This is a genomic window from Parabacteroides timonensis (genome assembly GCF_900128505.1).
GTDB classification, from domain to species: domain Bacteria; phylum Bacteroidota; class Bacteroidia; order Bacteroidales; family Tannerellaceae; genus Parabacteroides; species Parabacteroides timonensis.
On record NZ_LT669941.1, the window covers coordinates 2,588,951 to 2,613,770 of the forward strand.

Below are 24,820 nucleotides of genomic sequence, written 5' to 3' on the forward strand. Positions count from 1 at the left end.
CTCTATGTATATCAAACAGACTGAAGTATGGTAAAAAAACAAACAAAATACGAATTGGCTACCGAAGCGGATTACGATGAACTGCTGCAGGTTTGGGAAGCCTCCGTTCGTAGCTCTCATCATTTCCTGACCGAAAAGGATATACAATATTATAAGCCCCTGATACGGAACGAGTATTTCCGGGCTGTCGAACTTTACCTGATAAGAGATGAACAAAACGGACATATTGCAGCGTTCATGGGACTGAGCGACGAGTTGATCGAAATGCTTTTCGTTCATCCTTCACAACAGGGCAAAGGTTATGGTAGGTTGTTTATAGAATATGCCCTCCGGGAAAAGAATATCCGGAAAGTAGATGTTAACGAGCAAAACGAGCAGGCATTAGATTTCTACCTGAGCAGAGGTTTCGAGGTGGTCTCACGGGATGCCACAGACGGCCAGGGAAAACCATATCCGATCCTTCATCTACAAATGAAACTGATCCGGATAAGAAAAGCTGATGCAGAAGACCTGGCAACACTACACCAGGTATTCGAAAAAAGTGTACGTAACACCTGCTGCAAGGATTATTCCCCGGAGCAGATCGATGCATGGATAAACCGTGCCGACTCGGCCCGTTGGCAAGAACTCTTTCATAGCGAACTGCATTTCTTCCTTGCCGAAGATACCGAAACCTTCCAGACAGCAGGTTTCACCTCCGTCGATACACAAGGCTATCTGCATAGCATGTTTGTTCATCCCCGATTCCAGAAAAAAGGGATAGCCACTTTATTATTACGAACAGCAGAGATGTTTGCCTGTCATCACCAGGCTCCGTCTTTATTTGCAGAGGTAAGCCTGACGGCACGGCCATTCTTCGAAAGACAGGGGTTTGTCGTGGAGAAACAGCAAACCGTCACGGTCAGCCATGTCGATATGACCAACTTTGCGATGCGAAAACAACTGCCTTAACCCCTATAAAACAAAAAGCCATCCCTTTAACAGGACGGCTTTTTGTTTCTATCTTGGGGTGAACGATGGGACTCGAACCCACGACCCTCGGAACCACAATCCGATGCTCTAACCAACTGAGCTACGCTCACCATTTAGTCTCGTTGAGTATTTCTCTTTAAGACGGTGCAAAGATAGATGTTTTTTCTTATTCCGCAAGCGTTTCCAAGAAAAAATATATAAATATTTTACTTATAAATCGCTTTCTTCCCGGCTAACAGTGTGTTACGCATTAAGGAAATGATTGTCATAGGTCCTACGCCACCCGGTACAGGTGTTATATAAGAGCATTTTGGTGCCACTTCATCAAACTTCACATCCCCTGTCAGCTTGTAACCGCTTTTAGTCACGCTACTCGGCATACGGGTAGTGCCGACATCGACAATAACAGCGCCTTCCTTCACCATATCAGCTTTCAGGAATTCGGGAACACCCAAAGCGACAATGATAATATCGGCACTCAAACACATCTCTTTCAGGTTGTTCGAGCGGCTGTGGCAAACTGTTACCGTACAGTTGCCCGGATAATTTTTCTGCATCATCAGCATAGCCATCGGCTTTCCGACAATATTGCTACGTCCCAACACTACGCAATGTTTGCCGCTGGTTTCTATTTCGTAACGTTTCAGCAATTCCAGAATACCTGCCGGTGTGGCAGAAACAAAACAAGGAAGACCGATCGACATACGTCCTACATTGATCGGATGGAAACCGTCAACATCTTTACGGTAATCGATCGCCTCAATAATCTTTTGCTCTGAGATATGTTTCGGAAGAGGAAGCTGTACAATAAAGCCATCCACATCCGGATCGTTATTCAGTTCGTCAACACGACGAAGCAACTCTTCTTCGGTCACGTCGTCCTCGTAACGAATCAGTGTCGATTTGAAACCGATCTCTTCACAAGTCTTTACTTTACTGGCCACGTAGGTTTCACTACCTCCATCATGACCCACCAGAATGGCAGCCAGATGAGGGATCTTACCGCCTGCCGCTTTGATCTGGGCGACTTCTTCTGCCATCTCTTTCTTCATTTGAGCAGAAACAGCTTTTCCGTCCAGTAATTGATAATGATTGTCTTCCATAATATGTTTCTTTAATGTTTATCTTTTCAACGAAGGAAATTTCTTACTTCCCGGTTTAGCAGCAGTAAGCATACGCATCATCTTACGGGTTTCGTCAAACTGTTTGATCAGCTTATTCACTTCCTGCACAGTCGTACCGCTACCTTTCGCGATACGCGTACGGCGTGTGCCGTTCAGAATTGCCGGATTAGTACGTTCGGCCGGAGTCATCGAGTAAATGATCGCTTCGATGCTCTTGAATGCATTATCATCGATATCGATATCCTTCAACGCCTTACCGACACCCGGAATCATAGATGCCAACTCTTTCAGGTTACCCATCTTCTTGATCTGTTGGATCTGGGCAATGAAGTCGTTGAAGTCAAACTGATTCTTGGCGATCTTCTTCTGCAGACGTTTAGCTTCTTCTTCATCATATTGTTCCTGAGCACGTTCAACCAACGAAACAATATCACCCATACCGAGGATACGGTCGGCCATACGTTCGGGGTGGAAGATATCGAGGGCATCCATCTTTTCACCGGTTCCGACAAACTTGATCGGCTTGTCTACCACTGTACGGATAGAAAGAGCGGCACCACCACGGGTATCACCATCCAACTTAGTCAGGACAACACCATCGAAGTCCAGGCGTTCGTTAAATTCTTTAGCTGTATTAACGGCGTCCTGTCCGGTCATGGAGTCTACAACGAACAAGATTTCGTCAGGCTGGATAGCGCTCTTGATTGCAGCGATCTCATTCATCATCTGCTCGTCGATAGCCAGACGACCGGCGGTATCGACAATTACCACGTCGTTACCTTTGGCACGAGCTTCGCGGATAGCGTTCATTGCGATCTCTACCGGATTCTTATTTTCCAGTTCCATATAAACAGGTACACCTACCTGTTCACCTACAACACGCAACTGTTCGATAGCGGCCGGACGATAAACGTCACAAGCAGCCAATAACGGCTTCTTATTCTTTTTCGTCTTCAGCAGGTTAGCCAATTTTCCGGAGAAAGTAGTTTTACCCGATCCTTGCAGACCTGACATAAGGATCACTGCAGGCGAACCTTTCAGATCGATATCGATAGCTGTACCACCCATCAGGCTGGCCAACTCGTCGTGTACGATCTTCACCATCAACTGACTGGGTTTCACGGAAGTAAGCACATTCTGTCCCAGTGCTTTTTCTTTTACCGTATCGGTAAACGATTTGGCTACTTTATAGTTAACGTCGGCATCAAGCAATGCCTTACGCACATCTTTCAGTGTTTCAGCCACATTGATCTCGGTGATCTTACCTTCACCTTTCAACAGTTTAAACGACCTGTCTAACCTTTCGCTTAAATTTTCAAACATAATTCGTATGTATATTTATTTTCTTTCTAATTTCTAATGTAATAGGGTGCAAAGGTAAGAAAAAGGATGTAATCCTCTAAATCTTTTTATTCTGCCACGCCGCTTTTTTCAAATAAATTACACTAGCCAACAACAAACCGCTATAATAAATCACCTCGGTCAGGAAACAAATCGCCACCGGAAGATGTAAACGCATCCCTGCCACATAGATAAACAGCGTATAAAAGACAAGTGTCACCACCTCCATCGCAAAAGCAGAACGGGTATTCCCAGTACCTGTCACTCCATTAAATACGATATTAGCAACGGCTGCTATCAACAAGGCACCGGAAATGACATAAAGTGAAGGGATAGACGCATGTACTAAAGAAGCATCATTCGTATAAATCGACAATATAGCCGATGGGAAAAGACAGGCGATAAAAACACTAACTGCTACGATACCTAATGATATACCGGCAATCTTGCGAATGATCGGGATAACCTGGTCTTTATGCCCGGCACCGATACTATTACTCACAAAAGAGTTGGTTGCCGTAGATAAAGAATTGACAGGTATCAGCAGGACGATATACACACTGCGGACAATATTGGCGATTGCCAGTTCCCGTTGCCCCAGATGTTCTACGGCTACGAAAAGCATAAAGTAAGTACTTAACGATATAAAATACTGTAACATCGTGAATATGGATATATCCAACACACGTCTCAACAATTTAACATCGAACGACCGGAATTGATTCAATGCATACTTCTTTATATCTACCGTCAAACGGGTATAAACCAAAAAGAAAACGATCGACACTCCCTCTGCTGCCACCGAGGCAATAGCCGCCCCTTTAATACCCATTTCGGGAAAACCTCCCTTTCCGAATATCAACAGATAGTCGAGCAACACATTGGTCAACGCCATCACAATTGCATTCAAAGTCAGCACCTTCGTCCGGGTTATACCGATAAACAAAGCGCGGAACATCACATTGACAAAAGAGAAAAAGAACCCGAACACACGCCAGTCGAGAAACTCTTCCGTTGCCTGCAGGATCGTATCGGAGGAGATCATTACCCCCATGATATCTTTGGCAAAGAAACGGGACAGGGTAAACATCACGGCCGCCAATGCCAAAAGGAAAAACACACCCTGGATCATGACCGGGCCTACATCACTGTACCTCCGTTCACCATTCCTGCGAGCCATCACGATCTGCGACCCGGTACTGAAACCAAAAGCGATCGTAAACACACAGATATAATAGAGACCTCCCATTGCCGAGGCCCCCAATTCAACTTCTCCTACCCTTCCAAGGAAAGCCGTATCGGTCACATTGATAATATTCTGCGCCAATAAGCTTAAGAAGATAGGGTAGCTTACATTCCAGATTTGCTTATTTGTATACATACTCTATAAGTTAATTCCATAAGAAAACAAAAAGTCACAAAAAAAGCCCACCGGCAAACCGGTGAGCTTCTTTATTGTTGTTTAAAAACATTCTAAATGCTGCTACCGATGCTCTATATCAGTTTATTTGTTGCTGTATCCGGAAATACAACAGCCGGTTTAAATGTTTTGGCTTCTTCAAAGTCCATCATGGCATACGACATGATAATAATGATATCACCGGGCTGCGCTTTTCGGGCAGCTGCCCCGTTCAGACAAATCACGCCTGATCCGCGTTCGCCTTTAATAATATACGTTTCAAAACGTTCACCGTTATTGTTGTTCACAATAGCTACCTTTTCATTAGGAATCAGGTTGGCGGCATCCAGCAAATCCGCATCGATAGTGATACTACCGATATAGTTCAGATTGGCTTCCGTTACCGTCACCCGGTGAATCTTTGATTTAACTACCTCTATAAACATCGTTATTGTATAATTTGATTACCAGCTATTTATATCTTATGTTATCAATCAACCGGACTTCACCACAATAAACGGTAATGCAACCTACGGCATAATCAGTAGCTGACCAGTCTTTGATCGACTCCATCGTGATTCCGTCTACGATTTCATAATATTCCACACGCATAACAGGGTCGGCATTAATCGTATTCACTACATAATCAATCACCTCCTGCACACTTTTTCCGGCTGCAAAGTTAGTACTTTCTTTTAACGTACGTGCTATTAGCGGTGCTTTTTGACGTTGTTCGTGTGTCAGACGGACATTACGGCTACTTAAGGCCAGCCCGTCTTCTTCGCGCAAAATCGGGCAGGCATTAATTTTTACAGGGATATTCAGCTGTTTCACCATCGCACGGATCACAGCGATCTGCTGGAAATCCTTCTCCCCGAAATAAGCATTATCGGGTTCTACGGCATAAAACAACTTACTTACGATCTGGGCAACCCCATTGAAGTGTCCCGGACGGCGTGCCCCCTCCATCACGGCCGAAACCGTGCCAAAGTCGAAAGTGCGTGTATCCGGCTCGGGATACATCTCCACTTCTGTCGGCGCAAATACATAATCGCAACCGGTAGGTTCTAACAAGGCGCTGTCTTTATCCAATGTCCGGGGATAGGTGGCAAGGTCATTTTTGTCGTTAAACTGAGTCGGATTCACGAAGATGCTCACTACACATACATCGTTTTCTTCCACGCAACGCTTCACCAGGCTCAGATGTCCGTTGTGTAATGCTCCCATAGTAGGAACAAAGCCTATTTGCTTGTTATGCTGCCTCTCTTCGGCAAGATAACGTTTCAATTCTTGAATGCTGTTTACTATTTTCATCAGTTAGATGCTTATTGACGGTGCAAAGCAAATAAATAATTACCGTAAATGAAAGAAATTTATTATCTTTGTGCCGTCTTTATAAAACTAGTTTACAGAATGGATGCAAAAAAAATCTTGTTTATAGCTCAAGAAATAACACCCTACCTTCCCGAATCTGAGATTGCAACAATATGCAGAAACTTGCCGCAAGGCATTCAGGAGCGTGGTCGCGAAATCAGAACTTTCATGCCTAAATTCGGAAATATCAACGAGCGACGCAATCAGTTGCACGAGGTGATCCGCCTGTCAGGTATGAATCTTATTATTGATGATACAGACCACCCTCTGATCATAAAGGTAGCATCCATTCAGGCCGCACGCATGCAGGTTTACTTCATTGATAATGAAGACTTCTTCCAGCGTAAGCACACTGTTTGCGATGAAAACGGGAATGAATACGAAGATAACGATGACCGTTCTATCTTCTATGTTCGTGGCGTATTGGAAACCGTAAAGAAACTACGGTGGATACCGGATGTAATTCATTGTCACGGATGGATATCTGCATTAACAGCATTATATATAAAAAGGATGTATGCAGACGATCCATGTCTTAAAAATGCAAAAATAGTCTATTCTATTTATAATGATGACTTTAAAACACCGTTTAGAAAAGAGTTTGCCAACAAGCTGAAAACAGACGGAGCGAAAGAGGGCGACCTGAAAGGGATAAAAGCCGATACCAGCTTTGCCGGTCTGACTAAGCTGGCTATTGATTTTGCCGACGGTGTGATACAAGGTAGTGAAACGATCAACCAGGATATTCTGGACTATATTGCAACCAAAAAGGATACTCCGTTCCTTCCTTATCAGTCGCCGGAAACTTATATGGATGCATTCAACGAATTTTACGATGTCGTATTAGATTCTAAATAAGTGAGAGAAAAATGATGAAGATCAAGCCTTTATTAATTGGCCTGGGCTTAGGAATAACAATCCTAAGTGGGTGTAGTGATGATTTGAATCTGGTTGGCTCGACTATTCAGCCCGGCGGAGACAAAATGCCCGTATATGTAGATACTTTTCAGATGCAGGCGACAACCTTGTTGATGGATTCGGTATATGCAAGAACTACTAGTGGACTACTCGGCGAATTTTATGATCCGTTGTATGGTAATGTGAAATCTGATTACATCTGTCAGTTCTACTGTCCGTCAGACTTCAAATTCCAAAAAGAACCTATCAACGGACAAATCGATTCGGTCGATTTTAAGATCATATATTATAGCGGATCATGGGTTGGAGACTCGTTGACTCCCATGCGTGCCCAGATATATCAGGTCGACAAACAACTGGAAAGAGATTTCTACACAAACTTCGATCCGGCAGAATATTGTGACTTGCAGAATTCTTTGGGTATGCAGACGTATACGGCACATGACAACTCTATTCCTGATAGTGTTAGGAACGCAGTGGACTCAAGCGGTAGCCCGACATACGTTCCTACCGTAACAATTCGAATGCCGAGAGAATTCGGACAGAAGTTTTACGATGAAACAATCAATAATCCCGGCACATTCAGTAGCCAAGAGAACTTTAACAAGTTCTTCCCTGGTCTATATGTAACAAATACGTATGGTAGCGGAAATATCTTGCAGATTAGCTATTCTTCCATTTCGATCTATTATAAATACAACCTGAAAGGAAGTCAGAATCAGGACTCAACCGCGTATGCAAGTGAAACATTCAATGTAACGAAGGAAGTATTGCAGTTGAACCGATTTAAGAATACCGATCTGACCCCGTTATTGCAACCGGATGATTCAATCGCCTATCTGAAAACTCCGGCAGGCGTATATACCCAGTTGACTATTCCGGCTAAAGATATTGCTGAAAGAATTGACGACCGTATTATCAACAATATACCGTTGACAATAAAAGCGTTACCCCAGGAAAACTGGCAATGGGCTTTAACAGCTCCGGCCAATTTATTATTACTACCAAAAGATTCTTTGGCAACTTTCTTTGTCAATAACAAAATCGAAGATAGTAAAACAGCTTTCCGTGCAGAATATTCAAGCAGTAACCGCTCATATAATTTTGATAATATATCAAATCTGATGCAGGAACATATAAAGAATAATCCGGAAAAGGATATGGTTCTACTTCTTGTCCCCGTAGATCGTGTAGTAGGTCAATCACAAAACTACTATGGTCAGACAACATATTATACTGCCGCCTTAAACAACTACTTGCTTCCTTCAGGAGTAAAATTGCTTAAGACCCAGGATGCTATGAAGATTGTGGTTACAACAACCGACTATAAGTAGATTCTTCAAACATTATAAATATAAAGAAGCGGGTAATTCCAAAGAATTATCCGCTTCTTTTGTTTTCGTTACCTCTCTGACTCAAAATATGGTCTTTGTATTTCTGGGCGATATTAAAATGCAGGTTTTAACCCCTCCCATTTTACATCCCAATTACCATCTTTCGGGAAACCGGGATTTGTTATATTACAACCTTCCCATCCGGCACACATCATAGCTGCAACAGTCAACAACCCACCATTACCCGGCAAATAGATTGGCAATCCCGAATCCTGATAATTATGTCCGTTAGGCAAATATGTATTCTTCTGAACATCCTTTAATAAAGCCTGTAAGGCCAATTCTGGTTCATTTAATCGTATTGCTGTCATAGCGATTAACGGATAATCCCACCCCCATGTACTGCTCCACTCCCAATTTTGCATCACATGCTTCAAAGTCTTACGCATTACTTCTTTATCCAAAGGTTCCGATTCTGGCAAAAAGCCATATGCAGCCAACTGAGTTGGATGACCTCCATCCTTCTCTAATACAGCTTCTGCTTCAACATATACACCATTCACTATCGGCCAGGGAGCCATTTTTTCCGCCATTCGATCCCAATCCGGATTTCGTTTCTGCCCCATCCGCTCTTTCCAATCGTTTGCTTTTTTCAACCCCCAACTCCAATAGGTCAATTCAAACGTTGAATTGATATTGTTTAAAAAAGTCGAAGCATTTCCTTCACGTGCAGAAATAAGAGGAGGCCCCAAGACATAGCATTCCCGAGAAGCATCCCAATGCGCATAGTCATACATAAATTCAGCCGTTGCTTCTATCACTTTACTATATCTTTTCAAGGTTTCCGAAGTCGATTTCTCCCGATACATTAATTCACTATAAAAAATCGGGTGAGGTTGTTGCCAAATTAACAAAGGGCCTACACTGGAAGGTGATTCTTTTCCATCCGGACCAATCATTTTAGGCCAACGAACCCCTTTATATCCCTGTGTCACAGTATATGACTTTGCCGTATCAAATATATCATCATACCAACCCAAAGTATTTGCCAAATAAGCTGTTCTGTCCCATAAAGCAAAATGTACAGAATGCCACCAATGCATTTCCAAATGGAACTTACCATACCAGCTATTGCACGTCAAGCCAGTTTCCTGGGGAGGATACTGCTGGCGCGATTGAATAGCAGTCAGATATTGGGATAAAACAATCCTGCGTTCCAACTCTTTCCATCGGTTATCTTTACTTCCGGATAGATCTATTGCACCGCCACTCATCCAATAATTTTTCCATGCCTGCTGATTCGCTTTCACAGTAGAGATGAAATCCTTTTGCTTGAATTGAGCAATATTACTCTTTGAAAAGTCGACCAACAATGTAAACTCATCTGCCCCGGAAGAGGGCACAAGACAATAATCATGTTTTGCTGTTTCTTTCAGAATCGCCTCCCCGGATGTCTGTAAACGACAATAATAAACGAAATCATCTATTTGGTGTTTAATAACCCAATAATTTTTGCCTTTCTCTATCACTTCAGACCGGTGAGAATCTTTTTTATCAAAAGTAGTCGGATCTCCCCCAAATGCAGCACTTGGATAAGGAAAACGTATTTGTACTCCTAACTTTTCAGAAACAAACAAAGAAGATTTCAATTTATAAGCTAGCCCGTCCACATCCGGATGACAAAGTGTTGTGATCTCCACCGGAGAACCAGATAACTTAAACCGGCTAGTCAACACGCCCTCCCATAAATCCAGTGACTGGAACGTATCCCCTAACTCTTTTACCGACAAATCTCCTCCATCCGTTTTTTGCAGACCTATCAATGCTAATCCCGTTTGATGGGGATTAGCACGAAGATATTCATAACCTGGAGCATTTCCAATCGGATAAGGGACCTGCTTTCCATTGACATCTAGAAGCTGAAAGACATCAGATATCTTGTAGTTCTCCGTATTTGGTAAACTATGCCACCCCCATTCCGACATAATGGATAAAGGTAATCCTCTCCTGTATAGCTCAGGAAATGTTTGCATACCTGTTATATCGGCCGTATAACAGAAACGTCCATTACCGACCGAAAGGGGAGATAACGTATCCAACTCCGTCACTACCACATTGTGACGTGTAACAAGCGCTTTTCTATCAATCCTGTTACCTCCTGTCAAACCGGAGCAATAACCAACAACCAGGAAAATGACTGTTACAATTTTCTTTACATCCATACTTATTATATTACTTAATTGACATATCCCGGATTTTGCTCCAGCACTGCAAAAACATTAGACTCTATTTCTGAAAACGGAATCGGCCACAGATTATGAAAATCGCGTATCGTTTTTCCAGACAGAGGATTATATTTCCGATCACGTTCTACGAGCTTTCCCATTCTGCACAAAGTACACATACGAAGCTCTTCAAATGACAATTCACGCAAACGCTCATCCAATAAATAATCAATATCTACTTCAGACGATTTTGCCAATTTAGCATGTGCGCGTGCGCGTATAACATTGATATCAGCAGTAGCCTTTTCTCTATCCGTCTTTGCCAGATAGGCTTCAGCTCTTAACAAATAAGTTTCTGCCAATCGGAACATGTAGGTATCCCTGTAGGATGAAGTTGTTGCACTCAACACAATATGTTCCCCGAATTTTGTCATTTTCGGATTTCCACTTCCATCTTTTTCCCACAAATCTTCGGGAACATCTCCGGTTACCTTCATAAAGAAAGGATACCACATTCGGATTGTATCCGTTTGAGAGACAAAACCATCCGCCACAAACCATTTACCAAAAGCTGGTGATTTTTCATTATCAATCTTCATATCCCGTACAATATTATAGGATGAATTTCTCAAATCCGTATCATCTGTCCAAACACCATTCGTCATGTGCCAGGTAGGTTGAGCCCATCCAATACCTCGACCTCCTTTTTCGGCTGTCAAATTAAATGCTGCTGTAGTCACATCTTTCCCGGTCGCATCTTTTACGGTTATATTTATCGCATTATAATAAGGTAATATCATTCGGGGTCTTTCATCCCCATTTTTAGATGCCGGATTCAGATGGTCATACTGAAGTGCCCACAAAGTCTCTTTATTTCCGGAAGTACTTCTATTTTGATTTCCCGTCTTGTGTAAATCAGAACAAACATCACCCGGTTCATCTTTTTTTGTTCCAAAACGTTCAGTCATCAAAGCCATTTCAGGGTAATCAATTACAGACGAAAGCGTAGTAATAGCCTCATCATACTCTCCTAAACTAATTTGAATTTCACCTAACAAATGTTGTACAGCCTGCTTTGATATTTTCCCATCTTTCACGCGATTAATGTCTGCCAGCAAAGAGGCTGATTCTGTCAAATCTTTCTTAGCTTGTTGATAAACTTCTTCGCGGGTAGCTCGTACAAAATCTCTTTTAGGAGTTGTTATCTCTTCTAATATAAGTGGAACACCTCCAAATAAATTCGCTAATATTCTATACCCGAATGCCCGAAAAAACAATGCTTCACCTTTCAGGGTATTTTTATCTGCTTCTGAAACATCCGATTTTTCAAGACGGGATATAATCAGGTTAGATTGATTTACCAACGCATATGTATGTCTCCAGAAATTCAGAACTCCGGGTTCGGTTGGGATCATTGTTGCTTCATAATTATTCAATCTTGAATTTGCATAATAATCGGCCGCACCAAAAGCTAAATCAGTTCCATACCAGAACATATACCGCTCATGGGCAGTCTGTTCATGAATTAAAAAACGGGTTTGGTTATATAATGTATTTACTGCTCCCTGAAAATCTTGAATTGTTACCAATGAATTTTCAGGCGTATAAATAGACAATGGTTTCTCTTCTAAAAAACTACTCTCGTTGCATGAAGTCATGACCACAGACATGATCGCTATCAGACATGCTTTATATATGTTTTTCATATTCATACTATTTAAAAGTCAAAATTAACACCAATAGAATAACTTCTCAACAAAGGATATCCTCCTTGAATTCCAATACCCAATTCAGGATCCATTCCATCCCATTTTGTCCATGTACATAAGTTTTTTCCACTGGCAAAAACCTTACAGTTATTTACATTTACCTTCTTCAACAGTGTTGCCGGAACCCGGTAAGATAAAGTTACATCCTGTAATCGGACAAAACTACGTTGCGTATACGGATGGAACGGAATACCCAAAGCTGGAGAAAAATATCCCAATTGCCTATACTTAGCATCTGGGTTTTCAGGTGTCCAATAGTCAAAACTATACATATTAGTTTGATAAGCCGTATCCGGTTCGGGGATAGACTCTCCAGAGTTTGCCAAATAATAATTCTTTCCTCCCTGAATAGAATTTATAAATACTTTCAATTCAAAATCCTTATAGCGAAACGAATTCTGGATACTGAAACGATAAGACGGATCGGAGTAACCCAATATCTTACGGTCTTTCGCCGTAGTAATAGAACCATCATTATCGATATCTTCGACCTTGTAAGTTCCGTACATAAACCCATTCGGAATAATACCTGCATTATAATCGTCAACCTGCCACATACCAATAACATTAAAGTCATAACATACTCCATAAGGTTTATTCATGAAGATTTTGCTGGAAATCATATCGTCTTCCTTCCCGTCACCATCAGCATCGATACCTAGAATACTCTTCACCTTATTTCTGTTCAGTGAGAAGTTGAAAGTAATATCCCAACTAAAATCTTTGGTAATAACAGGTCTTCCCGTAACAGACATTTCCGTACCCCAATTGGATAACGCACCAATATTAGTCGCAATCGAACTAATGTTGTTATTCATTTGAGGAATACTTATATTATAAAGCAAATCTTCTGTTTTCGATTTATAAAATTCCAATGAACCGAATATCCGATTATCTAACAAAGAATAATCCACCCCAACATTAAATGTCTTCGTTGTCTCCCATTTCAGATTATCATTTGCCATCGTTTTCAGGTAAGACCCCTTCTCAGCCGGTGCCCCATCGCCATACAAATAGGAATTATTAAACTCCATAGTTGCCATTGTTTGATAACGGGATATCGTTCTGTTTCCGTTTACACCATAAGAGAAACGCAATTTCAAATCATCAACCCAATTTACATTTTCTTTCAAGAAATCTTCCTCGCTGATGCGCCAGGCCGCTGCAGCCGAAGGAAAAACTGCAAATTTGTTGGATTTGCTGAAACCAGAAAAACCATCCCTTCTGACTGTCCCTGTGAAAAGATAACGATCCTTATAAGTATATCCGAGACGGAACATCGTATACAAGCTTGTTTCCTGCCAAGCAGAAGAACTGATCTGTTGCAAGGCAGCATCCGCAGCCCCTAAATTATTAAATCCCAAAACATCATTACTGAAATCTTTTCCGGTAGCTTCTGTTATTTCATATACTCTTTTTTCAGCCCCATAAACAAAGGTTGCATTCACATCATGATCGTCAAAACGATGTTTGTATGTCAGAATATTATCTACTGTCCAACTATACTCGCTATCATTCTTTTTCGAACCTACACCCGTAAGATTATTTCCCCAGGGATTAAAATTATATTTCTTAGTGTTAATCAAATTCTGGGAGAAATTCAAACGATAATTCAATCCCTTCACAAACGGAACATCTACATCCACATAAAAATTTCCCCAGAAATTATAACGCTTATCCTCATTATCTTGCTGAAGTTCCAATAAGGGATTCAGTTCCATTTTATATACATAAACCAGATCTTCCCCGTTTTCATCGGTAAGAGGACTTAACGGAGGTAACGTTCTTATTTTATCATAGGACAAATCTACCCCGGAATAATCACTGAAAGTAAAAAACGTTTATGCTCCTACTTTCAGCCAATTCGTTATTTTAGTATCCAAATTCATACGAACGTTATAACGCTTATAGGCATCCCCTTTCATCAGATTTTTCTGATCGGTATATCCCATAGAAAGAAAATAACTGCTCAATTCGCTTCTTCCCCTAACACTCAGGTTCTGCATATTTACATAAGGCAGACTGTTCGTTCCAATATCCCACCAATCCGTATTTTGTCCATTCAGGAAGCCTTCGGTTTCGCGATTATCCTGAAAATACTTCGTGACATCCCAGTCAGGATTCGGAGTCAACAAATCTTTTCCTATTCTACTTTCCGGAATTTTAACGTCTGCAATTTGTTGTAAATACCCCTCTCTGTCATTCAACTTAAAGCTTTTATTAGAAGATTCCTGAATTGAGAAGGAGCCACTATATTCAATTATCGGTTTACTCATTGCTTTAACACTTTTCGACGTAATGAGTAAAACCCCATTACTTGCCTGCGAACCATAAATAGCAGCAGAACTGGCATCTTTAAGAATGTCTATGGATTCGACATCATTCATATTCAAATCCACAAGGCTTCCTCTATAAATAATTCCGTCCAAAACAATCAAAGGACTATTACTACCTGAAATAGATGTGCGTCCACGAATAGTCATCTCCGGGTCGGAACCGGCTTTAGCGACCCCACCGACATTCATTCCGGGGACTGTTCCCTGCAAAGCAGAACCAAGACTTACATTCGGTGATTCCTTCAGCGTATTCAAATCTGCACGAACAACAGATCCAGACAGGTCTTTCCTTCTCGCTGTTCCATAACCTACAACCACAACTTCATCCAAAGCTTGTGAATCCTCTTTCAAGGATATGGCCAGATCCTTTTGGCCGGTTATTGAAAGTTCTTGCGTAATATAACCAATATATGAAATCTCCAAAACTGTACCTTTACCGGCTTCAATTTCGAATTTTCCGTCAATATCGGTTATCGTCCCGGTTGTTGTTCCCTGTATTACTATGTTAGCGCCAACAATTGGTTCTCCAGTATTATCTAAAACCAGACCTTTGACTTTATTCCGATTATCAGAATCACCTTCTCGCTGGGACAAGCCTTTTCGGATAATAATATGATCCTTTTCAATTGTATATTCAAAACCAGTGTGATTCAAAGTAATATTCAGGATTTCAGAAAGTGTACCATTCAACGATTCGAAAGTCTTTTGCTGAGTAACATCCAACCGCGTCTGATTATAATCGACCGACAAATTCGTCTGTGTTTCCACTTCTTGAAAAATCTTTTGAATACTTAATTTGTTCGATGGTAAGCTAATTCGTTGGTTTTGTGCTCCAACTACTCCTGCAATAAAAAGAAAAAGTAATAATAATGAAATTCTACTCTTTTTTGTAGTACTAAAAAAGAGTTGTATATAATTTATTTTCATATTTTTGTGTATCAGATTAGTAAATCTAGTAAATTAACTCTGTAATTGGTAAACACGGGGTGATTTGGGATACCGGAATGTGGTTTAGGAGCTCTTTCCGGTATCTTTTTTTCAGGGCATCACCTCCTTTCTCTTCGGATAAAGACGGATAGTTTGTCCCTCCTTTTTATAAGACACATTCTCCAAAATCAGAGAAAAGACATGCAACGCATCTTCTATCGTTTCATGAGACTTAAATTTCATTGTATATAAGTCTGTACAGGCGATTCCTTCATCCACTTGGAACCTGACATTATAACGTCGTTCTATTGTAGCCAATATCTCATTCAGTGTTTTATTACGAAAGCGTAATTCACCCTGTGTCCAGATCGAGAAATCAGAAGCATACACATGATTGGTCGCGAAGCTATCTACCCCCGCATAATAAACAATCTGTTCATTAGGTTTCATCAAGATTGATTTTTCAGGCATATCTTCCCGATAAACTTTTACAGAACCTTCTTCCAGTGTCGTCGTAATAAAGCCACTTCCCGGATAGGCCTCAATATCAAAGCGGGTTCCCAACACCTCCACATTTAAAGGACCTGTACGAACAATAAACGGTTTCTTTGTATTCTTTGCGACTGAAAAACAGGCTTCACCGGATAGAAAAACCGTTCGTTTGCTACCCCTGAACTTCTCAGGATAAATCAGTACAGTCCCTGAATTAATTTGCACTTGAGAGCCGTCAGACAGAACCACTGTGCGCAATTCACCATTAGGAACATAACATTCCGTCATTTCCATATTCATATAATAATTACCGGAAAGCCAAAAAGTCAGAACCCCTGTAATAAGCGGTATCGTTAAAATAGCAGCGTAGCGCAATAAACGATTCACTCTGAACCGTTGAGACAAATCTTTATCTCCCTTCTTTATTTTATGATGAACGGAAGTAAGGGAGTGGAGGGTCGTCTCATCTACTTCACTACTCGACTCATTCCAAATTTCTAGCATAGCAGTTTCCTTATCAGTGTCCTCATGACCACTGATAAACCAGCGTTTCACATCAATATGATGTCGGGGCGGTAATGTACCATCCCTAAACTTCCGGAGGATTTGATATGCGATATTCTGTTTCATTTCTGTTGGGTTCTATATATAGGACTACAAAAATGAAAAATACACGTAGTCAGATCGCTAAAAAAATAACAAAAGAAGCGATAATACTTTACGGATGTCGTTAAGGGCTGCTGAAATATGAGTTTCTACCGTTCGTACACTGATATTCAGACGGTCAGCAATCTCATGATTTTTAACACCTTCCTTTCGGCTCATGATAAATATGGCCTTCCTCTGAGTCGGCATTTGTTCGACCGTCAAATCTATTAATTCTTCCAGTTCATTTGCAAATAAAATTTCCTCCAGACTTTCTGTTGTTGGTGTATCAGATAATAAATCTATGGAAGTTTCTATCTTTAAGGTTCTCTCAAAATAACTATATACTGTATTCTTAGCTACACGATAGAGATATGCATTAAGATTATCGACATCTTTCAAAACGGTACGGTTCTGCCAGAGTTTTACAAAGATGTCCTGTGACAAATCCTCAGCTTCTTCCTCACTATCCAGAAAACCACACAAAAACCTCTTCATCTTCGGGAAATATTTGTTAAAAATAACATCGAAAGCCTTCATATCTCCCAGGCCCAGTGCTTTCAACAACAATCCGTCCTCCGTATTTGTGCCGTTTTTCATCATAAAAACTTATTTCCGTTTATGATACAAAAAAATAAATAATAATACAGGGACCCACAAAATAAAGAAATGTTATTTAGTTATTATTCAGGTATATAGATTTTAACTAATGAAGTAAAGAAAACAGGAGAAGCGGATAATCTATCAAATTACCCGCTTCTTATCATATATATCTATTACTCTTCTACCTTTTTCTTTGCTGCTTTCTTCTTAAATTTTTCAAGTTCTTTCTGAAGACCTTCTATTTCTTCTCCCTGATTCTTGATCGTAGTAAGCAAAGAGTTAAGCTCCTCATTTTCGATTGTTTCCGGGAACTGTCCATTTACACGAACGATAAAGTCTGACAATACATTCATATAGTTATTAAATGCATCATAAGGATTATCATACGGACTAAAGCCGCTTCCACCGTGCTTAGTACTCATATAGAAGAAATGATCGCTACTTTGCAGATAGTTCCAATCCTGTTTGATACGACGTTCCTCTACCAGGCGAACACGTTCACTGATACTATTGATCTTGCGGAATGCTTCCTGCTGCAGGACATTTCCTAACCAGGAACTACAATCTTTCTCTTCGTCAACCCATGACATAGGATAAGGTACAGAGATTGCATCGACCGGTTTCAACAAAGCAAACACTTCCGATGGTGTAGAGAATCCGATTCCTTTCTCCGCAGCAAAGCGAGGCAACGCTTTGAAGAAATCAAAGATGCCGGTTTCAGCCGGATTCAAAGATCCTAATACCTCATAATTCATAAACAGATTGATGATCTGTTCCGAATCCGGTGTTGCTGCGATCCATGAGATATATTTATCGGCTGTCAACGGATATTCATTCCAGTTATAGTTGTTGAAACGTAAGGACAAATCTTCGCTGAAACGGTCGTTCTTAAGCAATAGTTTCAACTGAGGCTGAACGCAGGAGCTATACATATAGTTCGGACTCTTCCATCCCAGAATATGTTTTGCACCTTCTGTCAACATGCCTTTAAAGCCCATCTTATATACTACATCCGAAATATCATCCGAGTAAATCAATTCCGTATTACGGAATACCTTCGGTTTAACTCCAAACAAATCATGTATCTTTTCCTTATGCTTCTTAACCTGATCTTCAAATTCCTCGGTATTATCACCTAAAGAAGCCAAAGAATGAGCATATGTTTCAGCCAAGAACTCAACATTGCCAGTAGCAGCCAGTTCCTTAAAACTATCAATCACTTCTGGAGAATAAATTTCCATCTGTTCCAAAGCAAGACCGGAAATAGAGAAGGCCACTTTAAATTTACCTCCACTCGTTTTGATCATTTCCAGGATAGCCTTATTAGCAGGCAGATAACAACGTTCGGCTATACGACGCATAATCTCTTCGTTCTGAAAATCATCATAGTAATAATGATCGTTACCGATATCGAAGAAACGGTATCTTTTCAGGCGGAATGGCTGATGTATCTGAAAATAAAAGCAGATCGTTTTCATAATATAGTTGTTTTAATTTTTGTCTTGTCGTTATTTATTAATCACTTGTTCATAGATACGGCGAACTTTTTGTCCGGCATATTCCCACTTAATATTATCTACCTCATTCTTTCCTTCCACTTTCAAGAATTCGTGCATAGCCGGATAGGAAATGATTGAATACATAGCATCCGCCATGGCTTCAATGTCCCAGTAATCTACTTTTACAGCATAATCCAGGATTTCTGCACAACCGGACTGTTTAGAGATAATAGAAGGAACACCACACTGCATGGCTTCCAGCGGAGATATTCCGAAAGGCTCCGAAACGGATGGCATCACATACACATCACTCGCCTTCAATACTTCGTATACCTGTTTTCCTTTCATAAACCCAGTAAAATGGAAACGATCGGAAATATTACGTTCTGCAGCCAGACGGATCATCTTATCCATCATATCACCGCTACCGGCCATCACAAAGCGTGTCTTAGGAGCTTTTGCCAATACCTTGGCGGCTGCTTCCACGAAATATTCAGGTCCTTTCTGCATCGTGATACGCCCCAAGAAGGTGATTACTTTATCTTTTACACCCTTTTTATCCGGAATTGCCAGAATCTCAGGGCTCAATGGTTCTACCGCATTATGCACAGTCGTAACTTTTGCCGGATCCTGGTGATATTTTTCAATCACCGTCTGGCGCGTCAGGTTACTAACGGTAATGATATGGTCTGCATTATCCATACCATTCTTTTCTATTGCGTAAACATCGGGGTTTACATTTCCACGACTTCTATCGTAATCGGTTGCATGCACATGAATCACCAGCGGCTTCCCACTGACGTTCTTTGCATGGATACCGGCAGGATAAGTCAGCCAGTCGTGCGCATGAATCACATCGTATTGTTCTGTACGGGCAATTACACCGGCGACGATCGAATAGTTATTGATCTCTTCCAGCAGATTATCCGGATAACGTCCGGAAAACTCCATACACCCCAGATCATTCACATTCCGATATGTAAAATCGGCATAGATATGATCACGAAACTCGTAATACTTTTGAGGATCCATAAACTTGGACAAGCGATTTTTCACATGTTCCATGTCTACATCACGCCATACTATCGGGACATTACAAACTCCTATAATTTTCAGAAAACTCTGGTCTTCATCCCCCCAGGGTTTCGGAATACAAAAGGTTATATCCATATCCGGCTGCATAGCCATACCTCTTGTCAGGCCATAACTAGCCGTTCCTAATCCTCCCAGGATATGAGGAGGAAATTCCCATCCAAACATCAATGCTTTCATCTGGTACTCTTTTTATTCGGCGTTATACTTCTTCAATAAATCCACAACCCGGAGCATAGCAGCTACATTCATTGCAAACGAAATAGCACCGCGTCCGGTAAACGGCGGATTACCATCAAACAATTCAGGTATCGTACCAATACAATGCAATGACATTTCATCCTCCATACTTATCAACATACGTTCTGCAAAAGAGACACCGCTCTTGCCGAATACGCGAAGATAGGCTTCCAGATAAGCTCCCAGTAACCACGGCCAGGCAGTACCTTGATGATAAGCCAGGTCACGTTCATACTGCGGACCAACATAGTAGGGTTTATAGCCTTCACTTTTCGGACTGAGCGAACGCAGCCCTTTAGGTGTTAGCAATTCTTTTGTTACGATATCGACAACACTGCGTTTCTGTATTCGCGTCAGTGGAGAATAAGGCAATGAAACGGCAAAGATCATATTGGGGCGTACACTCCAGTCAACGATGGAACCATTCACAGAATCAAATAGATAATTGTAACCATTTACAAAAGTATCCTTGAATGATGTATCCATTGCTTTGATCAACTTGTCATATTTTTCAATCGGTGTACCTCCCATCAGTTCCGTATAAAAACAGAGGGCGTTATACCACAATGCATTAAACTCTACAATATAACCGGAACGGGGCACAACTGGTTTACCGTTAATAGTGGAGTTCATCCAGGTAATTGCTTTATCGCGGCCATTGGCGAATACCAATCCATTATCCATCACCTTCATATCCGGATGTTTCTGACTGGATATAAACTCTAGTATCTCATTTATAAAACCGGCATAAAGTTCTTTGGTACGTTCCAGGCTTGTATCTTTAGCATACTGCTGGATGGCCCATATAGCCCATAAGAACACGTCCGGTTCATCAATCTCACGGATTACCGAATCCAGTCTATTCTCATTCATATAAGCTCTTGCAGCGGGCATAGCGGTATGCATGATCTTTTCGAAACGTACCGGATCATCGATCGACAATGTACATCCCGGAAGTGCGACAAACAGATCGCGGGCTCTTACTTTAAACCAAGGATAACCTGCCAGCAGATAGGCATCATCTTCTTTTGGACGGAAATAAAATTGCTGTGCAGAGTTTTTCAAACAGTTAAAGAAGCTGGTACGCGGTGTACGGGCATTTACCTCGTTTTCATACAAACTCTTCAAACGTGTTGTTGCCACCGGACCATCTCCGGCACTGAATATGATCGACTCACCTTTCTTGATCGGTATTTCAAAATAACCGGGAACATACAAGTCTTCTTTATAAGGATAGCCTCTTTCCTGTTCTTTTGGATATTCTATTCCGTTATACCAATAAGGTTCATATACAAATTTCACTTTTTTGTTGAACTGCATATATAGTTCGGGATATCCGTGATACATGCAAGTCTTTATACCATTCGGAACTTCTGTGTAAGACTGGTTCACATTGCCATTTGCTTGTGTCAGCGATTTCACACTACGGAAAGCAAGGAAAGGACGAAAACGGAGTGTTGTTGCCGAATGAGCATCTTCAAGCGTATACTTGATCATGATCCGGTTTTCATACAGAGAGAATACTTTCTCTTTCGAAAAAATAACACCACCAACCCGGTAGAGTGTACGTGGAACGGTGTCTGAACTATACTCGCGGATGTATTTATGTCCTTTGGGGCTGTAATTATCCCCCTGGTATTTATGTAAGCCCAGGTTAAACTCTGCACCATGCTGAATTACAGTTTCATCCAGAGATGATAGTAAAACATGATTGTCATCGTCTATCTCAGGGACTGGCATAACGAGCAATCCGTGGTATTTTCGCGTATTACAATCAACAACAGTTGTACAATGATATGCCCCGGTCCTATTGGTTCGGAGCACCTCTCGAGTCAACGATTCCTCCAGGTTTATCATTACTGTCTTGTCAAATTTAAGATAACTCATATGTATTTGGTTTTAAGTTTATGCTTATATAATGAAAATGATACGATATACTGACCAAAAGTATCACTTAAAAACTAAAAAAACAAATCAGCTTTCATATTTATTTAGAAACTGAGTTTTTTTACAACTCCGAAATGATTGATAAATAATCCCTTAGAAAATTAAGGACTTCCGTGAATGTGTTGTCAAACACATGAACAGTTGTTAAAAACTTAAAACTATCTATTAACACATCTGGAAATACAGGCAACAAAAACAGATTACCGGAGGTTATAAAATAGACGCAGGGAACTAATAGCATTATCGTTATGTATTGTCATTTCTCTGCCAACAATATTTGTTGTCGATAATTGTGGGCAAGCCTGTCGATAATTATGAACAAGCTTGCTCACAATTGTCAACAAGCCTGCTGATAACTATCGACAAGCAATTACTTTGGCAACACAGGTATTTTTTTCCATCTTTGTGCTGGCAAAGAAATCGGTTGCTTCCGACAACATTCATTATTTAATATATAACGTACAAGAAATATGACACAAACAACTCATAATCCGTTTTTCTTAAAATACAATACACCTTTTGGGACTCCGCCTTTCAGCGAAATAAAAACCGAACATTATGAACCGGCTTTCGACGAAGGGATCAAACAACTCGACAACGAAATACAGGCTATCGCAGAGAACAAACAGCCTGCCACATTCGAAAACACGATCGTAGCTTTGGAACGAAGCGGCAGATTATTGAACAAAGTCAGTTCCGCCTTCTTCAATGTTTTGAATGCAGAAGCCGACGACGAGATGATGGATATTTCACAAAGGATATCTCCGAAATTATCGGAAAGCTCCAACAATATCTTTCTGAACGAAAAACTATTTTCACGGGTAAAAAGCATTTATGAACAAAAAGACCGACTCGATCTTTCTACCGAAGATGCCAAATTATTGGAAGAGACATTCGAATCATTCTCTATCCGTGGAGCAAACCTGAATCCGGAAGACAAGGAAAAATATCGTAAACTAAGTACAGACCTGAGTATCCTCTCATTGACGTTCGACCAGAATGCGCTGAAAGATAAAAACAGGTATGAGTTACTACTAACCGACGAAAAAGATCTCGACGGTCTTCCCGAAAGTATACGTGAAGCCGCGGCTCACCGTGCAAAAGAAAAGGGGAAAGAAGGTTGGTTGTTCAACCTGACTGCTCCAAGCTACATTCCGTTCATGCGCTATGCAGCCTCCCGTTCTTTACGCGAAGCCATGTACAGGGAATATATGAGCGTCGGTAATAAAGGGGATGAATACGACAACAAGGAAATTATCCGTCAGATCGTCAACATCCGGTTGGAGATTGCCCGATTGATGGGTTACAACACCTATGCGGAATACTCACTCAAGCATACGATGGCTAAAAACCCGGCAACCGTCTACAATCTGCTAAACCAATTATTAGAAGCCTACAAACCGGTAGCGATCAACGAATACAATGCCGTACAGGGGTTTGCGATGGGAAGTGAAAAAGAAAATATCACTGTTATGCCCTGGGACTGGAGCTATTATTCAGAGAAACTAAAAGATATCCGTTTCGATGTGAACGATGAAATGACACGTCCTTATTTCAAACTGGATAATGTTAAAAAAGGAGTTTTCGGACTTGCCACGCAACTATATGGCATCACATTCAAAGAGAATAAAGAGATCCCTGTATATCATCCGGAAGTAGATGCTTACGAAGTATATGATGCCGATGGAAAATTCCTTTCCATCCTTTACACCGATTTTCATCCGCGCGACGGAAAACAATCGGGCGCCTGGATGAACAGTATAAAAGAACAGTATCACGAAGCCGATGAAACCGACAGCCGTCCGCAAATCATTATAGTAATGAATTTCACGCGCCCAACCGAAACAAAACCGTCTTTACTGACTTTCGATGAAGTAAACACGCTTCTTCACGAATTCGGGCACGCACTGCACGGAATGTTCGCCAAAGGGAAATACGCCAGCCTCTCCGGAACAAACGTATACCGCGACTTTGTAGAACTGCCCTCTCAAATCATGGAAAACTGGCTGACTGAAAAAGAATTTCTGGACCAGATAGCCGTTCACTATGAAACAGGAGAAAAAATACCACAGGAATTTGTTCGCAAATTGATAGATGCTTCCAACTTCAATACGGGTTATTACTGTTGTCGTCAGTTGAGTTTCGGAATGCTCGATATGGCCTGGCACACACAGACCGCTCCGTTCAAAGGGGATGTCATTGCATTTGAGAAACAGGCCTGGGAACAAACTGTAATCGTACCGGAAGTTCCCGGGACACTAATGAGTAGCAGTTTCGGACATATCTTCTCCGGAGGTTACTCTGCCGGATATTATGGATATAAATGGGCGGAAGTGCTGGATGCCGACGCTTTTTCGGTTTTCAAAACAAACGGAATATTCAATCAGGAAGTAGCCCGTTCATTCCGCGAAAACATCCTATCAAAGGGAGGAACAGAAGACCCAGCCGTATTGTACAAACGCTTCCGCGGACAGGAGCCTACAATAGACGCTCTGCTTATAAGAAACGGTATCAAACAGGCTGAACCGAAAGGAAATAGCATTTGATATAAAAATAGCTAAACATACCATAGTTAAATCAATT

General features: G+C 41.1%; 18 protein-coding genes and 1 tRNA gene. 4 read left to right on the top strand and 15 right to left on the bottom strand.

Features of this window, described 5'->3' with window-relative positions; all coding sequences use genetic code 11:
• The first annotated feature begins 27 nt into the window (after positions 1-27).
• Complete coding sequence (locus tag BQ7394_RS17975; protein WP_075558686.1) at positions 28-951, top strand: GNAT family N-acetyltransferase; 924 nt, start codon at positions 28-30, stop codon at positions 949-951.
• 54 nt (positions 952-1,005) lie between these two features.
• Here BQ7394_RS17975 and BQ7394_RS17980 read toward each other — a convergent pair.
• From BQ7394_RS17980 to panC, 6 genes are all read right to left on the bottom strand, one after another.
• Positions 1,006-1,082 (bottom strand) — tRNA-His (locus BQ7394_RS17980).
• Between the two features lie 96 nt (positions 1,083-1,178).
• A complete protein-coding gene (gene folD / locus BQ7394_RS17985; protein WP_046151351.1) occupies positions 1,179-2,075 on the bottom strand; it encodes a bifunctional methylenetetrahydrofolate dehydrogenase/methenyltetrahydrofolate cyclohydrolase FolD in 897 nt (298 codons plus the stop codon).
• A gap of 18 nt (positions 2,076-2,093) precedes the next feature.
• Complete coding sequence (gene ffh, locus BQ7394_RS17990; protein WP_075558687.1) at positions 2,094-3,419, bottom strand: signal recognition particle protein; 1,326 nt, start codon at positions 3,417-3,419, stop codon at positions 2,094-2,096.
• 76 nt (positions 3,420-3,495) lie between these two features.
• Entirely contained in the window at positions 3,496-4,818 is a 1,323-nt protein-coding gene (locus BQ7394_RS17995) for an MATE family efflux transporter (RefSeq protein WP_075558688.1), read from the bottom strand.
• A 113-nt stretch (positions 4,819-4,931) separates the two neighbouring features.
• A complete protein-coding gene (gene panD, locus BQ7394_RS18000; protein WP_075558689.1) occupies positions 4,932-5,282 on the bottom strand; it encodes an aspartate 1-decarboxylase in 351 nt (116 codons plus the stop codon).
• A 25-nt stretch (positions 5,283-5,307) separates the two neighbouring features.
• Positions 5,308-6,150 (bottom strand): pantoate--beta-alanine ligase, encoded by an 843-nt coding sequence (panC, locus tag BQ7394_RS18005; RefSeq protein ID WP_075558690.1) that lies wholly within the window; start codon positions 6,148-6,150, stop codon positions 5,308-5,310.
• Positions 6,151-6,249: 99 nt separating this feature from the next.
• On the opposite strand from panC, the gene BQ7394_RS18010 reads away from it, so the two are divergent.
• Together BQ7394_RS18010 and BQ7394_RS18015 are read left to right on the top strand one after the other, a co-directional pair.
• On the top strand, positions 6,250-7,068 hold the full coding sequence (locus tag BQ7394_RS18010; RefSeq protein WP_075560106.1) for a glycogen/starch synthase: 819 nt from the start codon (positions 6,250-6,252) through the stop codon (positions 7,066-7,068).
• 14 nt (positions 7,069-7,082) lie between these two features.
• Positions 7,083-8,462, top strand: coding sequence for a DUF4270 domain-containing protein (locus tag BQ7394_RS18015; RefSeq protein WP_075560107.1), 1,380 nt, complete (start codon positions 7,083-7,085; stop codon positions 8,460-8,462).
• A gap of 113 nt (positions 8,463-8,575) precedes the next feature.
• On the opposite strand, the gene BQ7394_RS18020 is transcribed toward BQ7394_RS18015, so the two are convergent.
• The 9 genes from BQ7394_RS18020 to BQ7394_RS18055 form a co-directional block, all read right to left on the bottom strand.
• On the bottom strand, positions 8,576-10,684 hold the full coding sequence (locus tag BQ7394_RS18020) for a hypothetical protein (protein WP_082212011.1): 2,109 nt from the start codon (positions 10,682-10,684) through the stop codon (positions 8,576-8,578).
• 14 nt (positions 10,685-10,698) lie between these two features.
• Positions 10,699-12,393, bottom strand: a complete 1,695-nt coding sequence (locus tag BQ7394_RS18025) for a RagB/SusD family nutrient uptake outer membrane protein (protein WP_075560109.1) — start codon at positions 12,391-12,393, stop codon at positions 10,699-10,701.
• A gap of 11 nt (positions 12,394-12,404) precedes the next feature.
• Positions 12,405-14,261, bottom strand: a complete 1,857-nt coding sequence (locus tag BQ7394_RS26305) for a SusC/RagA family TonB-linked outer membrane protein (protein ID WP_262497547.1) — start codon at positions 14,259-14,261, stop codon at positions 12,405-12,407.
• Positions 14,262-14,297: 36 nt separating this feature from the next.
• Positions 14,298-15,719 carry a carboxypeptidase-like regulatory domain-containing protein gene (locus tag BQ7394_RS26310; RefSeq protein ID WP_235848772.1) on the bottom strand — a complete coding sequence of 474 codons (1,422 nt, stop codon included), beginning with the start codon at positions 15,717-15,719 and terminating at the stop codon, positions 14,298-14,300.
• Between the two features lie 111 nt (positions 15,720-15,830).
• Positions 15,831-16,841, bottom strand: coding sequence for a FecR family protein (locus tag BQ7394_RS18035; RefSeq protein ID WP_075558691.1), 1,011 nt, complete (start codon positions 16,839-16,841; stop codon positions 15,831-15,833).
• A gap of 57 nt (positions 16,842-16,898) precedes the next feature.
• Positions 16,899-17,459 (bottom strand): RNA polymerase sigma-70 factor, encoded by a 561-nt coding sequence (locus BQ7394_RS18040; protein ID WP_235848773.1) that lies wholly within the window; start codon positions 17,457-17,459, stop codon positions 16,899-16,901.
• A gap of 173 nt (positions 17,460-17,632) precedes the next feature.
• On the bottom strand, positions 17,633-18,937 hold the full coding sequence (locus tag BQ7394_RS18045) for a glycoside hydrolase family 57 protein (RefSeq protein ID WP_075558692.1): 1,305 nt from the start codon (positions 18,935-18,937) through the stop codon (positions 17,633-17,635).
• Between the two features lie 30 nt (positions 18,938-18,967).
• Entirely contained in the window at positions 18,968-20,230 is a 1,263-nt protein-coding gene (locus BQ7394_RS18050) for a glycosyltransferase (protein WP_075558693.1), read from the bottom strand.
• A gap of 12 nt (positions 20,231-20,242) precedes the next feature.
• On the bottom strand, positions 20,243-22,177 hold the full coding sequence (locus tag BQ7394_RS18055) for a glycogen debranching enzyme N-terminal domain-containing protein (protein ID WP_075558694.1): 1,935 nt from the start codon (positions 22,175-22,177) through the stop codon (positions 20,243-20,245).
• 530 nt (positions 22,178-22,707) lie between these two features.
• On the opposite strand from BQ7394_RS18055, the gene BQ7394_RS18060 reads away from it, so the two are divergent.
• Positions 22,708-24,783, top strand: coding sequence for a M3 family metallopeptidase (locus BQ7394_RS18060; protein ID WP_075558695.1), 2,076 nt, complete (start codon positions 22,708-22,710; stop codon positions 24,781-24,783).
• Positions 24,784-24,820: the final 37 nt, after the last annotated feature.

What these genes read in the sequence shown, in the direction of transcription:
- panD (WP_075558689.1), bottom strand. Translation starts at nt 5,282, where the DNA reads ATGTTTATAGAGGTAGTTAAATCAAAGATTCACCGGGTGACGGTAACG.
- BQ7394_RS18020 (WP_082212011.1), bottom strand. Translation starts at nt 10,684, where the DNA reads ATGGATGTAAAGAAAATTGTAACAGTCATTTTCCTGGTTGTTGGTTAT.
- BQ7394_RS18045 (WP_075558692.1), bottom strand. Translation starts at nt 18,937, where the DNA reads ATGAAAACGATCTGCTTTTATTTTCAGATACATCAGCCATTCCGCCTG.
- BQ7394_RS18035 (WP_075558691.1), bottom strand. Translation starts at nt 16,841, where the DNA reads ATGAAACAGAATATCGCATATCAAATCCTCCGGAAGTTTAGGGATGGT.
- BQ7394_RS18055 (WP_075558694.1), bottom strand. Translation starts at nt 22,177, where the DNA reads ATGAGTTATCTTAAATTTGACAAGACAGTAATGATAAACCTGGAGGAA.
- BQ7394_RS18010 (WP_075560106.1), top strand. Translation starts at nt 6,250, where the DNA reads ATGGATGCAAAAAAAATCTTGTTTATAGCTCAAGAAATAACACCCTAC.
- folD (WP_046151351.1), bottom strand. Translation starts at nt 2,075, where the DNA reads ATGGAAGACAATCATTATCAATTACTGGACGGAAAAGCTGTTTCTGCT.
- panC (WP_075558690.1), bottom strand. Translation starts at nt 6,150, where the DNA reads ATGAAAATAGTAAACAGCATTCAAGAATTGAAACGTTATCTTGCCGAA.
- BQ7394_RS17995 (WP_075558688.1), bottom strand. Translation starts at nt 4,818, where the DNA reads ATGTATACAAATAAGCAAATCTGGAATGTAAGCTACCCTATCTTCTTA.
- BQ7394_RS18040 (WP_235848773.1), bottom strand. Translation starts at nt 17,459, where the DNA reads ATGATGAAAAACGGCACAAATACGGAGGACGGATTGTTGTTGAAAGCA.
- BQ7394_RS18060 (WP_075558695.1), top strand. Translation starts at nt 22,708, where the DNA reads ATGACACAAACAACTCATAATCCGTTTTTCTTAAAATACAATACACCT.
- BQ7394_RS18025 (WP_075560109.1), bottom strand. Translation starts at nt 12,393, where the DNA reads ATGAAAAACATATATAAAGCATGTCTGATAGCGATCATGTCTGTGGTC.
- BQ7394_RS18050 (WP_075558693.1), bottom strand. Translation starts at nt 20,230, where the DNA reads ATGAAAGCATTGATGTTTGGATGGGAATTTCCTCCTCATATCCTGGGA.
- BQ7394_RS26310 (WP_235848772.1), bottom strand. Translation starts at nt 15,719, where the DNA reads ATGAAAATAAATTATATACAACTCTTTTTTAGTACTACAAAAAAGAGT.
- BQ7394_RS17975 (WP_075558686.1), top strand. Translation starts at nt 28, where the DNA reads ATGGTAAAAAAACAAACAAAATACGAATTGGCTACCGAAGCGGATTAC.
- ffh (WP_075558687.1), bottom strand. Translation starts at nt 3,419, where the DNA reads ATGTTTGAAAATTTAAGCGAAAGGTTAGACAGGTCGTTTAAACTGTTG.
- BQ7394_RS18015 (WP_075560107.1), top strand. Translation starts at nt 7,083, where the DNA reads ATGAAGATCAAGCCTTTATTAATTGGCCTGGGCTTAGGAATAACAATC.